We start from the raw sequence: 13,824 nt of genomic DNA on the forward strand, positions 1-13,824 counted from the left end.
GCGGTCGTTCCTGCAAGTCGCAACGCCACAACAACAATCTGTACCGATCCCTGGAGGGACCAATGCGCCACCACTACCCCCATTCCGCCAGTCCGGCGCGCAAGCTGCTCAGCTGCGCCCTGGCCAGTTGCCTGTTGCTTGGTGCCGCACCGGCCTTTGCGCAGAGTGCTGCGGCGACCATCCGCGGCCAGGTCACCGTCGACTCGGCGCCTGCCAGCCAGGCCCAGGTCACCGCGACCAATCTCGCCACCGGCCTGACCCGCACCGTGCAGGTCAGCAACGGCGGCTACTCGCTCGGCGGCCTGCCGCCGGGTTCGTACCGCCTGGACGTCACCGCCAACGGCCAGACCACCTCGCAGAACGTCACCGTGCAGGTCGGCCAGACCGCGACCCTGAACCTGGGCGTCGGCGGCGAACCGGCCACGGCTGACGGTGGTAACGCCACCACGCTGGACGCGGTGCAGGTCAAGGCCCCGCCGGTACTGGTGGAAACCCGTACCTCCGAGAACGCCACCTATATCTCCAACGTGCAGATCCAGAACCTGCCGCGTGCCACGCGCAACTTCCTGGAACTGGCCGACACCGTGCCGAACGTGCAGTTCACCCGCGAGGCCAACGGCACCACCAAGGTGCGCTCGGGCGCTACCTCGGCCGAAGGCACCAACGTCTACATCGACGGCGTGAGCCAGAAGAACTACGTGCTGACCGGCGGCGTCAGCGGCCAGGATTCCAGCCGCGGCAACCCGTTCCCGCAGTCGGCGATCGGCGAATACAAGGTCATCACCTCCAACTACAAGGCCGAGTTCGACCAGGTCAGCGGCGCGGCCATCGTGGCCTCGTCCAAGTCCGGTACCAACGATTTCCACGGCAGCTTCTTCTGGGATACCAGCAACGACAGCTGGCGCGAAGAAAGCCCGCTGGAAAAGCGCGCCGGCGTGCGTGACGACTTCGAGGAAACCCAGTACGGCGCCACCTTCAGCGGCCCGATCCTCAAGGACAAGGCGCACTTCTTCGTCGCCTATGAAGCCAAGGAATACACCACCCCGAACGTGGTGATCCCCGGTTCGATCTATTCGGACCGCGTCGATCAGCTGCCCACGCAGTTGCAGCCGCTGGTCGCCACCTACAGCACGCCGTTCAAGGAAGACCTGTACTTCGCCAAGATCGACTGGACCATCGGCGACAACAGCCTGTTCGAGCTGAGCGGCAAGTACCGCAAGGAAGACGAGCTCAACGACGTCGGCGGCACCTCGACCCTCGAGCACGGCAGCATCAACGGCCAGGAAGAAAAGCGCGCCAACCTGCGCTGGCAGTACAGCGGCGCCAACTTCCTCAACGAAGCCAACCTCAGCTACGAGAGCGCGTTCTGGAACCAGGCGCCGATCAACAACGGCAACGGCTACATCCTCAGCTACACGCCCAACCGCGGTAACGAGACCGACGTGCTTGCCGCAGGCGCCGGCAGCAGCTTCCAGCGCAAGGGTCAGAAGGGCTGGACCTTCCAGGACGATTTGACCCTGAACAGCCTGGAATGGCACGGCGCGCACACCGTCAAGATGGGCGTGAAGTTCAAGAGCATCGATCTGGATTCCACCCAGTTCAACCCGGCCAACCCGCAGTACTACTACAACATCCTCAGCGATGTCGAAACGCCGTACCGGGTGCGCTTCGGTGCGCCGCTGGTCGAAGGTGGCGGTTCGGTGGTGTCCGAGAACAAGCAGTACGGCATCTACCTGCAGGACGACTGGGAGGTCAACGAGCATTGGACCCTGAACCTGGGCGTGCGCTACGACTACGAAGAAACCCCGGCGTTCCTGGACTTCGTGACCCCGTCCGATGTCGCCGGTGCGCTGCAGAACTGGACCAACCTGCGCAACGCCAACTACGACATCAACAACTTCATCAGCACCGGCAACAATCGCAAGGCATTCAAGAATGCCTGGCAGCCGCGCCTGGGCGCCTCCTATGACCTGTTCGGCGATCAGGCGCATGTGATCTATGGCGGTGCCGGCCGTGCCTACGACCGCAACATCTTCGATTACCTGGCGCTCGAGCAGCTCAACAACTCGTTCAACTCCTATAGCTACTACTTCACCAGCGCCAACAATCCAGCCTGCCTGGGCGATCCGTGCACCGCATGGAATCCGGCCTACAACACCCAGGAGGGCCTGAACACGCTGACAGCCAGCAGCAGTGGCGGCGGCGGTCGCGAGGTCTACCTGATCGACAACAACATCAAGACCCCGTACTCCGATCAATTCAGCATCGGCATGCGCAACATGGTGCCGCTGTGGGGCCAGGACTGGTTCACCGACGTGACCCTGAGCCGCATCGAAAGCCATGACGGTTTCGCGTTCGTGCGCGGCAACCGTCTGCCGGACGGGTCGTTCTTCCAGCCGGGTACCACCTCCGGCTCGCCGACCGACGGCCCGGATGGCTATAGCGCCATCGTGCTGGGGACCAACGGCGTGGAAACCCGCAACAACCAGCTCGCCCTGCAGGTCGAAAAGCCGTTCGACGAGGAGTCCGGCTGGGGCCTGACGGTGGCCTACACCTATTCCGATGCCAAGGAGAACCGCCAGTTTGGCGAGCATTACGCCCTGGATCGCGAACGCATCGAGGACTACGGCTGGCGCGAGGCCGGCGGCATTCCGAAGAATCGCCTGGTGGTCACCGGCATCTACGAGCTGCCGTACGAGATCAAGCTGTCCGGCAAGCTGTCGCTGGCCAGCCAGACCGCGCGTTACGGGCAGAACTGCCTGGCCGGCAACGACCAGTGCTACATCGTGCAGTTCAAGCCGGACGGCACGCTGGGCTACAAGGAGTTCAGCATCGCCGCCAATAAAGAGTGGGATACCGGCGCAGGTGTCAAATTCAACGTGCGTGCGGATATCCTCAACGTGTTCAATTGGGTGAACTACGCCAACTTTAACGGCGAGACCGGGACACTCGGAGACTTGAACACGGCTTACGGCACCCCGACCGGTGTGCTGGCGTCGCCGATGCGTACCTTCCGGCTGGCCTTCGGCCTGAACTGGTGAGGTATTCGACCGCCCCGGCAGTTGCCGGGGCGGTCGAACTCGGCGCTTGGATAGGGTAGGTTGGCGTGCGAGATGTAATCGATTACACAAGTGGGGGGCGGATGAACAGGGGCAGGACTTCGTATTGGTTGAAGATTCCACTATTGCTGGGCGCGCTGGTGCTGGCGTCCTGCAAGCAGGCCGAGGAGCCCAAGGTGGCTGAAAAGAAGGCGCCGGTGAAAGTCATCCTGGTGGAAGCGCAGCTGCCACCCAAGCCGGTCAAACCCGCGCTGCCACCGCTGTTCTCGGACATCGAGCGCCGCACCTTCCAGTTTTTCTGGGACACCACCAACGAACTCAATGGGCTGTCGCCGGACCGGTTTCCGTCACGTCCGTTCGCCAGCATCGCCTCGGTGGGGTTCGCGCTGACCGCGTACCCGATCGGCATCGAGAACGGCTGGGTCAGTCGCAATCAGGCGATCGACCGCACCCTGACCACACTCAAATTCTTCCGCGATGCGCCAATGGGGCCGCAGCGGACCGGTAGGGCCGGGTACAAGGGCTTCTACTACCACTTTCTGGACATGCAGCAGGGCAACCGTTACGACAGCTGGGTCGAGCTGTCGAGCGTGGATACCGCGCTGCTGATGATGGGCGTGTTGTTCACCCAGTCGTATTACGACGGCGACGACCCGCGCGAAAAGGAGATCCGGCAGATCGCCGATGCGCTGTACAAGCGCGTGGACTGGCGCTGGCTGCAGCAGCGCGCACCGCTGATCTCGATGGGCTGGTTCCCCGAGAGCGGCTTCATCGACCACGACTGGATGGGCTACAACGAGGCGATGATGCTGTACATCCTCGCGCTGGGCTCGCCGACCCACGGCGTGGACGTGGATGCCTGGACCAGTTGGACCCGCACCTACAACAACGACTGGGGCGTCTACCAGGGCCAGGAATACCTGTCCTTCGGTCCGCTGTTCGGTCACCAGTACAGCCATGTCTGGATCGATTTCCGCGATATCCAGGACCAGTACATGCGCGAACGCGGCATCGACTATTTCCTCAACAGCCGCCGCGCCACCCTGGCCCAGCGCGACTACGCCATCGACAACCCGATGAAGTGGAAGGACTACGGCGAGAACGTCTGGGGCCTGACCGCCGGCGACGGCCCGCAGAACACCAGCCAGGAATACCGTGGCGAGCAGCGCCAGTTCCGCCACTACTCCTCGCGCGGCGCCGGCCTGCGCGAGAACTTCGACGACGGCACCATCGTGCCGTCGGCGGCGATCTCCTCGATCGTGTTCGCCCCGGAAGTGGTGATCCCGGCCACCGAGGAAATGCACAAGCGCTACGGCGACTTCCTGTATTCCAGCTACGGCTTTCTGGACTCGTTCAATCCCAGCTTCAACTACGACATCCCGCTCAAGACCGGGCGCATGGTGCCGGACCGTGGCTGGGTGGCCAGCGACTACATCGCCATCGACCAGGGCCCGATCCTGGCGATGATCGCCAACTACCAGAACGAATTCGTCTGGACCGTGATGAAGAAGAACCCGTACATCCGGGCCGGTCTGGAACGCGCCGGCTTCACCGGCGGCTGGCTCACCCCCGAAGGCGAGCCGCAGCCGGCGCCGCAGAAGGACGAGCAGAAGGCCGCCGCCCGTGCGCTGGGCATGGCCGAGTCGCGTGCCGCCGCCGCCCAGGCCCAGCAAGACCCCTCGCAACGCCAAAAACCCGAGTAATCCGTGCGCCTTTTGAAACTGTTGATGATCTCCGCCGCACTGTGTCTGGGTGTGGCGGGATGCGAACGCTCCGACCCCGGCAAGACCACCGTGCGCTTCTGGGCCATGGGCAAGGAGGCCGAAGTGGTCGCCGAGCTGGTGACCGACTTCGAGAAGCAGAACCCCGATATCCACGTGGATGTGCAGAACATCCCGATGACGGCGGCGCACGAAAAACTGCTGACCGCCTTTGCCGCCGATGGCTTGCCGGACGTGTGCCAGCTCGGCAACACCTGGCTGCCGGAGTTCGCCCTGCTGGACACGCTGGAACCGATGCAGCCGTATGTGGCGCGTTCCAGGATCGTCGACCCGCAGGATTATTTTCCCGGCGTGTGGGACACCAATCTGGTCGACGGCACCCTGTATGGCGTGCCGTGGTATGTGGACACCCGGCTGCTGTTCTATCGCAAGGACCTGCTGCGCGAGGCCGGCTATAGCGAGATGCCCAAGACCTGGGCCGAGATGGAACAGGTGATGGCGGCGATCAAGCGCAAGGTCGGCCCGGACCGCTACGCCATCCTGATGCCGCTCAACGAGTTCGAGCAGCAGCTGTCGTTCGCGCTGCAGCAGGACGACCGCCTGCTGCGCGACCACGACAACTACGGCAACTTTCGCGGCGAGGGCTTCCGCAAGGCGCTCGGCTTCTACGACACCATGTATCAGAAAGGCTGGGCGCCGAAGGTCTCCGAGACCCAGGTCTCCAACGTCTGGTACGAGTTCTTCAACGGCTATTACGCGTTCTATCTGTCCGGCCCGTGGAACGTGCGCGAGTTCAAGCTGCGCCAGCCGCCGGGCATGGAAGGCAAGTGGGGCACTGCGCCGCTGCCGGGGCCCAACGGCCTGGGCGCGGGCATTGCCGGCGGTTCCAGCCTGGTGATCTTCAAGTCGTCGCAGCACAAGGACGCCAGCTGGAAGCTGATCGAATACCTGTCGCAGCCGCAGGTGCAGGCGCGCTTTCACGCCATCATCGGCGACCTGCCGCCGCGTCGCAGCACCTGGAAGTTGCCCTCGCTGGCCAACGACGAACTGGCGCATGCCTTCGGCGACCAGCTGGAGCGGGTCAAGGCCACGCCCAAGGTGCTGGAGTGGGAGCGCATCGTGCAGGAAATGCGCCTGGTGACCGAGCGCGTGGTGCGTGGCGGCCAATCACATGAGGCCGCCGTGCAGGAACTGGATAAACGCGTGGACGAGATTCTGGCCAAGCGCCGCTGGATCTTCGAACAGGAGGGCGGGCATGTCGGTCCGGCCGGTGCATCGGCAACGCCTGCGGCGACACCTGCCGCAGCGCCTGCAGCGGGCGAGGGGGCGGCGCGATGATGAAGCGTAATTCCGTCGCCGGCTGGGTGTTCGCCGCGCCGTCGATCCTGGTGCTGGGCATGTTCTTCGGCGTGCCGGTGTTCGCCGCGCTGGTGCTCAGCGTCACCGACTTCGATCTGTACGCACTGGCCGAAAGCGGCCATCTGCGCTTCGTCGGCCTGGGCAACTACATCGACCTGCTGCAGACGCCGCTGTTCTGGAAGTCGTTGTGGAACACCACGTATTTCGTGCTGCTGGGCGTGCCGATGTCGATCGGCGTGTCGCTGGGCGCGGCATTGCTGCTCAATGCCAAGGCCTCGCGCTTCAAGGCGTTGTTCCGTACCGCCTTGTTCGCCCCGGTGGTGACCACGCTGGTGGCGGTGGCGGTGATCTGGCGCTATCTGTTCCACATCAAGTACGGCCTGGTGAACTTCGGTCTGAGCCATCTGGGCATCGCCCCGATCGACTGGCTGGGCGACCCGCGCTGGGCGATGCCGACCATCATGCTGTTCGCGGTATGGAAGAACTTCGGCTACAACATGGTGATCTTCCTGGCCGGGCTGCAGGCGATCCCGCAGGACCTGTACGAGGCCGCGCGCATCGATGGCGCCTCGCGCTGGAAGCAGTTCCTGCATATCACCCTGCCGATGCTCGGCCCGGTGCTGATGGTGGTCGGGGTGATCACCATCTCCGGCTATTTCCAGCTGTTCGCCGAGCCCTACGTGATGACCCGCGGCGACCCACTGCAAAGCACCGTGAGCGTGCTGTATTTCATGTTCGAGGAAGGCTTCAAGTGGTGGAACCTCGGCCGCGCGTCGGCGGTGGCGTTCCTGCTGTTCCTGATCATCCTGGCGGTGACCACCGTAATGCTGCGCTTCGGCCGCAAGAGGGATTTGATATGAGTCGTGATGTCGGCCAATCGCGCTGGAATGGCGTGCTGATCAACGGTGGCCTGCTGCTGCTGGCGCTGGTCAGCCTGGCGCCGCTGTTGTGGATGCTGTCGGTGTCGTTCATGCCCACCGGCGAGGCCAGCCGCTTCCCGCCGCCGATGCTGCCCTCGGCGTTCACCACCGCCAACTACCACGAGCTGTTCGCGCGTACCGGCATGGCGCGCAACTTCGCCAACAGCCTGATGGTGTCCGGGCTGATCACGCTCGGCTCGCTGCTGATCAACACCATGGCCGGCTATGCGTTCGCCAAGCTGCAGTTCGTCGGCCGCGAGCGCATCTTCAAGATCCTGATGGCGGCGCTGGTGATCCCGGCGCAGGTGGCGATGCTGCCGCTGTTCCTGTTGATGAAGCAGCTGCATCTGGTCAACAACATCGGCGGGGTGGTGGTGCCGGCGCTGGCGACGGTGTTCGGTATCTTCCTGGTGCGCCAGTACGCGCGCAGCATTCCCGATGAACTGATCGAGGCCGCGCGCATCGACGGCGCCAGCGAAATGCGGATCTTCTTCCAGATCGTGCTGCCGATGCTCAAGCCGGTGCTGGTCACCCTGACCATCTTCACCTTCATGGGCTCGTGGAACGATTTCATGTGGCCGCTGATCGTGCTGACCGACCAGGAGCAGTACACCTTGCCGGTGGCGCTGGCCGCACTGTCGCGCGAGCACATCATGGACGTGGAGCTGATGATGGCCGGCGCAGTGGTGACGGTGATTCCGGTGCTGCTATTGTTCGTCGCGCTGCAGCGCTACTACATCCAAGGTCTTCTGCTGGGGAGTGTGAAGGGGTGAAGCCAATGTTCCTGCGATTGTTTGCCATGACCGCTGTTGCCACCTCTGCGGTCACGGCGCAGGCGCAGGAACGCGTGCTCGACGGCTTCAACGACATCGGCGCCTGGCGCCTGGTGGTGTCCAACCAGGTCAGCGGCTCGCTGCGGCCGGTCGCCACCAGTGCCGGCGGGCATGCGCTGTGCCTGGACTACAACTTCAACGGCGTGTCCGGCTATGTCGGCATCCGTCGCAACCTGCCGATCGACTATCCGGACAATTACCGCATCGGTTTTGCGCTGCGCGGCGACTCGCCGTCCAACGATCTGCAGGTCAAGCTGATCGATGCCAGCGGCGACAACGTGTGGTGGGTCAACCGGCCCGGCTTCAACTTCCCGAAGAACTGGACCACCGTCGGCTATCGCAAGCGCAACATCGAAAAGGCCTGGGGCCCGGGCCAGGACAAGCAGCTGCTCAGCAGTGCGGATGTCGAGTTCACCATCTACAACAAGGTCGGCGGCAAGGGCACGGTGTGCTTCGACCGCCTGACGCTCACGCCGCTGCCGCCGGAAGACACCTCGCCGTTGAAGGCCGAGGCGATCACCGATACCGCGCCCGCACTGGAACAACGCCTGGCCGACGGCAAGCCGGAGACCTTCTGGCTCAGCGGCGCGGTCAAGCAACAGACCGTCACGCTGGACCTGGGCAAGGTGCGCGAATTCGGCGGCGCGGTGGTGCAGTGGGTCCCCGGCCTGCAGGCCTCGCAATACGTGGTGCGCGCGTCCAGCGACGGGCGCGGCTGGCGCGACCTGCGCACCGTCACGGCCGGTGCCGGCGGCACCGATTGGCTGGCGCTGCCGGACACCGAGGCGCGTTATCTGCGCTTCGATCTCAAGGACGGTCCTAACTGGCGCTATGGCATCAAGGAAGTGCAGCTGCAGCCGCTGGCGTTTGCGGCGACCCCGAACGACTTCATCAAGTCGCTGGCCGCGCAGATGCCGCGCGGCAGCTATCCGCGCGGTTTCTCCGGCGAGCAGCCGTACTGGACCATCCTGGGTCTGGACGGCGGCACCGAGCAGGGCCTGATCGGCGAGGACGGCGCGGTGGAAGTGGGCAAGGGCGGCTTCAGCATCGAGCCCTTCGTGGTCACCGGCGGCAAGCTGCTGCACTGGTCCGACGTCAGCAGCGAACAGAGCCTGCAGGACGATTACTTGCCGATTCCCAGCGTCGACTGGCACCACGACCTGATGAACCTGCGCGTGACCGCATTCGTGCAGGGCACCCCGGATAAGGCGCAACTGGTTGCACGCTATCAGCTGCACAACACCGGCAAGGAGGCGCGCGACTTCACCCTGGCGTTGGCTGTGCGGCCGTTCCAGGTCAACCCGCCGGCGCAGTTCCTCAATACCCTGGGCGGCGTGAGCCGGATCGAACAACTGGCGGTGGAGGGCGCGCAGGTCAGCGTCAACGGCAAGCCGCGGGTATTCGCCGCACAACGTCCGGATGCCGGCTTTGCCAGCGCCTTCGACAGCGGCATGGATGTCAGCCATCTCACCGCCGCCACGCCGCCGACGATCACCCAGGTCAAGGACGACACCGGCCTGGCTTCGGGCGTGCTGCTGTATCGCTGGAAGCTGGAGCCCGGCCAACAGCGCGAGGTGGCGCTGGTGATTCCGCAGACCGGCACCGCGCAACTGCCGGCCGGCTTCGATGCCGACAAGGCGCAGCAGCAGGTGGCCCAGCAGTGGCGCAGCAAGCTCGATCGCGTGCGCATCAGCGTGCCGGCCGAAGGCAAGCCGGTGGTCGACACCCTGCGCACCGCGCTGGCGCACATGTTGATCTCGCGCATCGGCCCGCGCCTGCAGCCGGGCACGCGCTCGTATTCGCGCAGCTGGATCCGCGACGGCGCGATGATTTCCGAAGGCCTGCTGCGGCTCGGCCGCGAAGACGTGGTGCGCGAGTACGTCGACTGGTTCGCCCCGTATCAGTTCGCCGACGGCATGGTGCCGTGCTGCGTGGACGACCGCGGCAGCGACCCGGTGCCCGAGAACGACAGCCATGGCGAGCTGATCTTCAACATCGCCGAGTACTACCGCTACACCGGCGACAAGGCGTTCCTGGAAAAGATGTGGCCGCACGTGACCGGCGCCTACGACTACATGGAAAAGCTGCGCGCCAGCGAACGCACCGAAGACAACTTCATGCGCAATCCGGCCTTCTACGGAATGATGCCGGTGTCGATCAGCCACGAAGGCTATTCGGCCAAGCCGGTGCATTCGTACTGGGACAACTTCTGGGCGCTGCGCGGCTACAAGGATGCGGCGATGCTGGCCGGCGCACTCGACAAGCCCGACGAGGTCGCCCGCTTCAGCGCCGCACGCGACGAATTCAGTGGCGACCTGGTCGCCTCGCTGGGGGCGGCGGTGCGCCAGCACAGTCTCGATTTCCTGCCCGGCTCGGCCGAGCTGGGCGACTTCGATGCGACCTCGACCACCATCGCGCTGGCCCCGGGCGGCGAGCAGCAACGCCTGCCGCAGGACCTGCTGACCAATACCTTCGAGCGCTACTGGAAGGAGTTTTCCGACCGCCGCGACGGCAAGCGCGCATGGAAGGACTACACGCCCTACGAATGGCGCAACGTGGCCGCGTTCGTGCGCCTGGGCTGGCGCGACCGCGCCTGGGACGCCACCGCGTTCTTCTTCAAGGACCGTGCGCCACAACCCTGGAACCAATGGGCGGAAGTGGTCTCGCGCACGCCGCGTACGCCGTTCTTCGTCGGCGACCTGCCGCATGCCTGGGTTGCCTCGGATTTCGTGCGCTCGGTGCTGGACATGTTCGCCTACGGACGCGAATCCGACGCCAGCCTGGTCATCGCTGCCGGCACGCCGACGCGTTGGTTCGAGGGCAAGGGCATCGGCATTGCCGAGCTGCGCACACCGTACGGGCGCCTCAATTACACCTTGCAGCGCACCGACAAGCAGCTGGTGCTGCAACTGCAGCCGGGCCTGATCCTGCCGCCGGGCGGCGTGGTGTTGCCGTGGCCGTACCAGGGCACGCCGGGCAAGGCCAGCATCAACGGTGAATCTGCCGAATGGCAGAACGGCGAACTGCGGATTCAACAGCTGCCGGCCAACGTGCAGATCGATGTGCCCAGCGCGGTGCGGCGGGCCGAGCGCGCCTCGCAATGAACGACGCGGCTCGACCGACCCGGGCAGCGCCGGTGCGGCGCGGCGGCGGGTGGCCGGTCGCGTGGCTGGCGCTGCTACTGTGCTTTGTCGCTGTACACGCCACGCAGGCCGCGCAACCCGCACAACTCGAGCAGACCGATCAGGCAGCACACGCATCCCCGGCAGTGCAGTCGCCGGGCGCGGCGCAGCGCGAGATGACCCTGGTCACGCTCAACCTGCATCACGACCGCGAAGACTGGCCGGCGCGTCGCGCCTATATCGCCAGACAGCTCAAGCAACTGGCGCCGGACGTGATCGCGCTACAGGAAGTGATCGAGCGCCGCGGCAGCGTGGAGAACCAGGCCGCCTGGTTGGCGCGCAAGCTGGATTACGACTACACCTTCGCCTCTGCAGATCCGGTCGGCGCGCCCAAGCGCTACGGCAACGCGTTGCTGAGCCGGCGCACGGTGCTGGCCCGGCATCAGCGCCTGCTGCAGCCGCTGGACGACTACCGCGTTGCCGCGCATCTGCAAGTCGATGTCGACGGCCAGCCGATCAATGTCTACGTCACCCACCTCAACGAACGTGCCGATGCGCGTGGCACCGCCACACGCACGCGTCAGGTCGCCGACCTGCTGGACTTCATTGCCTCCAACAGCGAGCAGGCACCGGTCGTGATCGCCGGCGATTTCAACACCGCCGCCGATGCCCTGGATCTGGAAGCGCTACGCAAGGGCTACGGCGACAGCTACGGCAGCGTGCATCGCAACAGCGACGCCACCGTCAGCACCTTGAACCTGCATGTCTTCGACACGCCGGCGCGGATCGACCACGTGTTCTTCCAGCAGAATCGCCTGCTGGCCCGCGAAGCGCGCATCCTGTTCGACACCCCGTATGCCGAAGGGCGCTGGGCCTCGGATCACTACGGCGTCTGGGTGCGCCTGCAGCTCGCGCCACAGGCGCAGTCCGCGCCGTAGCCGCGCGCAAGCGACCGAATGTCGTAGGAGCGCACCCGGGCGCGATGGGGCATTACCGGTAACGCCCCATCGCGCGCGGGTGCGCTCCTACGAGCAACAGATTGCAGCCCCGCCACGCTCACCCATGCAGGCGATTGAAGATCTGCAAACCGGCCAGCCACACGCCGGCCATGCTGCCGACGTTGGTCAGCAGGAAGGTCAGCACCACGCGCGAGACGCGATTGCGGTACCAGCCGCGCAAGGTCTGCGCATCGTCGCGCAGCGACAGGAAGTCGCCATAGGCCGGCTTGCGCATATGCACTTCGACCAGGGCGGCGAACGCACCGGTCGGCACGCTCAGGCGGAACGGCTTGAACGGCGCCACCACCGCCGCGGTGAGGATGCTCAACGGGTGGCTGCCGGCCAGCAGGCAGCCCAGCGCGGCCAGTCCGCCGGTATACATCGCCCACTGCAACAACAGGTCCGCGCCCATGCTCAGGCCGCCGCGCCAGAAGCCGATGCCAATGCCGGTGATGATGACCGCCAGGATGCCCAGCGTGATCCACGGAATGCGCTTGCGCTGCTGCACGAATTCCAGCGACTCGCGCAACGGGCCGGGTGCGGCGGTGTCCTGCTCCAGGTGGCGTGCAAGCCCGGCCAGATGTCCTGCACCGACCACCGCCAGGATCTCGCGCTGATCGGTGGTGGCTTCCTCGCGCAGGCGCGTGGCCATGTACTGGTCGCGCTCGGCAATCACGGTCTCGTATAGCTCCGGGCTTTCGCTGGCAAAGTCGCCGAAGCTCGCCTTCAGCATGTCGCCCTGCTTGAGCTTTTCGATTTCCTCTTCGCCCACCTCGTCAGCCGCGAACAGGCCGCCGAGCAGGCCGCCGGCCAGTTTCATCTTGCCGAAGAATCCCAGCCGCCCGGACGCGCGCTTGAAGGTCAGGCCGACCTCGCGATCGATCAGGTGCACCGGCAGGCCTTGCGCGCGCGCCAGATTCACCGCTTCCTTCAATTCCGCGCCCGGCTCGATACCGAGCTGCTTGGCCAGGCGGCGCTGGTAGGCGGCCAGGGCGAGGTTGGCCGCAAACAAGGCCACCCGGCCCTTGCGAATCACCTGCACCAGGTCCAGGCGGGCGAGGGCATCGGGGTCGCTGAGCGCCTGCAGGCGCTGCGCGTCCAGTTCCACCGCCACCGCATCGTAGCGGCCGCTGCCGATCGCCCGCTGCACCGCAGCCACGCTGGCCAACGAGACATGCGCGGTGCCGAGCAGGGTATAGCGCACGCCATCGCGTTCAACGATGCGATGCGGCTGGCCGGACAGCGCATCGTCCAGAACGTGGGTGGTTTGCTCAGTCATGGGGTCATTCATCAGAAGGAGGGGCGGTGTCACCGGAGCCGAGCGCGCGTTGCATCTGCACGCCGTCCAGCCAGCGACCATGCTTGCGGCCGATACCGGTGAACACTCCGACCGTGCGAAAACCAAAACGTTCATGTAGCCGTCGCGATGCCAGGTTGTCGGCATCGCCGATCACCGTAATCATCTGTCGATAGCCGCGCTGTTGGCAGCGTGCGATCAGCTCGCCGAGCAAGGCCTTGCCGATGCCGTGGCCCTGCGCGCCGCTGGCGAGATAGATCGAATTCTCGACGGTCCAGCGGTAGCCGGCGCGTGCGCGATAGGCGCCGACGTAGGCATAGCCCACCACCACGCCATCGCGTTCGGCAACAAGATAGGGGTAGCCGGCATCCACGCTCGCGCGCACCCGTGCACCCATCTCATCCCGCGATGGTGCGCTGTATTCGTAGCTGTTGACCCCGGCAATCTGCTCCGCGTAGATCGCGGTGATGGCCGGGATGTCCGCGTCGCGGACTTCGCGCAACTCCACTGGCATG

General features: G+C 65.2%; 9 protein-coding genes. 7 read left to right on the forward strand and 2 right to left on the reverse strand.

Going from position 1 to position 13,824, the window contains the following annotated elements:
• Positions 1 to 62 precede the first annotated feature (62 nt).
• From DYQ94_RS11805 to DYQ94_RS11835, 7 genes are all read left to right on the forward strand, one after another.
• Positions 63 to 3,041: a TonB-dependent receptor gene (locus tag DYQ94_RS11805; protein WP_102581593.1), complete on the forward strand. Its 2,979-nt coding sequence runs from the start codon at positions 63 to 65 to the stop codon at positions 3,039 to 3,041.
• A gap of 101 nt (positions 3,042 to 3,142) precedes the next feature.
• Positions 3,143 to 4,762 (forward strand): glucoamylase family protein, encoded by a 1,620-nt coding sequence (locus tag DYQ94_RS11810; RefSeq protein ID WP_126966098.1) that lies wholly within the window; start codon positions 3,143 to 3,145, stop codon positions 4,760 to 4,762.
• A 3-nt stretch (positions 4,763 to 4,765) separates the two neighbouring features.
• On the forward strand, positions 4,766 to 6,118 hold the full coding sequence (locus tag DYQ94_RS11815) for a sugar ABC transporter substrate-binding protein (protein WP_160954534.1): 1,353 nt from the start codon (positions 4,766 to 4,768) through the stop codon (positions 6,116 to 6,118).
• Positions 6,115 to 6,999: a carbohydrate ABC transporter permease gene (locus tag DYQ94_RS11820; protein WP_184429050.1), complete on the forward strand. Its 885-nt coding sequence runs from the start codon at positions 6,115 to 6,117 to the stop codon at positions 6,997 to 6,999. The genes DYQ94_RS11815 and DYQ94_RS11820 overlap by 4 nt, the downstream gene beginning before the upstream one ends.
• The gene (locus tag DYQ94_RS11825) at positions 6,996 to 7,832 is read left to right on the forward strand and encodes a carbohydrate ABC transporter permease (protein ID WP_016904891.1); all 837 of its coding nucleotides are present in this window, start codon (positions 6,996 to 6,998) and stop codon (positions 7,830 to 7,832) included. Before DYQ94_RS11820 ends, DYQ94_RS11825 begins: the two co-directional genes overlap by 4 nt.
• Positions 7,833 to 7,858: 26 nt before the next feature.
• Positions 7,859 to 10,996 carry a discoidin domain-containing protein gene (locus DYQ94_RS11830; protein ID WP_160954532.1) on the forward strand — a complete coding sequence of 1,046 codons (3,138 nt, stop codon included), beginning with the start codon at positions 7,859 to 7,861 and terminating at the stop codon, positions 10,994 to 10,996.
• A complete protein-coding gene (locus DYQ94_RS11835; protein WP_237474879.1) occupies positions 10,993 to 11,952 on the forward strand; it encodes an endonuclease/exonuclease/phosphatase family protein in 960 nt (319 codons plus the stop codon). Before DYQ94_RS11830 ends, DYQ94_RS11835 begins: the two co-directional genes overlap by 4 nt.
• 118 nt (positions 11,953 to 12,070) lie before the next feature.
• Here the strand turns inward: DYQ94_RS11835 and DYQ94_RS11840 are convergent, their stop codons facing one another.
• Together DYQ94_RS11840 and DYQ94_RS11845 are read right to left on the reverse strand one after the other, a co-directional pair.
• On the reverse strand, positions 12,071 to 13,303 hold the full coding sequence (locus DYQ94_RS11840; RefSeq protein WP_160954531.1) for a TraB/GumN family protein: 1,233 nt from the start codon (positions 13,301 to 13,303) through the stop codon (positions 12,071 to 12,073).
• Complete coding sequence (locus DYQ94_RS11845; protein ID WP_160954588.1) at positions 13,296 to 13,823, reverse strand: GNAT family N-acetyltransferase; 528 nt, start codon at positions 13,821 to 13,823, stop codon at positions 13,296 to 13,298. The genes DYQ94_RS11840 and DYQ94_RS11845 overlap by 8 nt, the downstream gene beginning before the upstream one ends.
• Position 13,824 lies beyond the last annotated feature (1 nt).

It is taken from the genome of Xanthomonas sp. LMG 8993 (genome assembly GCF_009835065.2).
GTDB classification, from domain to species: Bacteria; Pseudomonadota; Gammaproteobacteria; order Xanthomonadales; family Xanthomonadaceae; genus Xanthomonas; species Xanthomonas arboricola.

Coding starts and splice junctions, on each gene's coding strand:
- DYQ94_RS11845 (WP_160954588.1), bottom strand. CDS start 13,823: ATGCCAGTGGAGTTGCGCGAAGTCCGCGACGCGGACATCCCGGCCATC.
- DYQ94_RS11810 (WP_126966098.1), top strand. CDS start 3,143: ATGAACAGGGGCAGGACTTCGTATTGGTTGAAGATTCCACTATTGCTG.
- DYQ94_RS11825 (WP_016904891.1), top strand. CDS start 6,996: ATGAGTCGTGATGTCGGCCAATCGCGCTGGAATGGCGTGCTGATCAAC.
- DYQ94_RS11840 (WP_160954531.1), bottom strand. CDS start 13,303: ATGAATGACCCCATGACTGAGCAAACCACCCACGTTCTGGACGATGCG.
- DYQ94_RS11835 (WP_237474879.1), top strand. CDS start 10,993: ATGAACGACGCGGCTCGACCGACCCGGGCAGCGCCGGTGCGGCGCGGC.
- DYQ94_RS11830 (WP_160954532.1), top strand. CDS start 7,859: ATGACCGCTGTTGCCACCTCTGCGGTCACGGCGCAGGCGCAGGAACGC.
- DYQ94_RS11805 (WP_102581593.1), top strand. CDS start 63: ATGCGCCACCACTACCCCCATTCCGCCAGTCCGGCGCGCAAGCTGCTC.
- DYQ94_RS11820 (WP_184429050.1), top strand. CDS start 6,115: ATGATGAAGCGTAATTCCGTCGCCGGCTGGGTGTTCGCCGCGCCGTCG.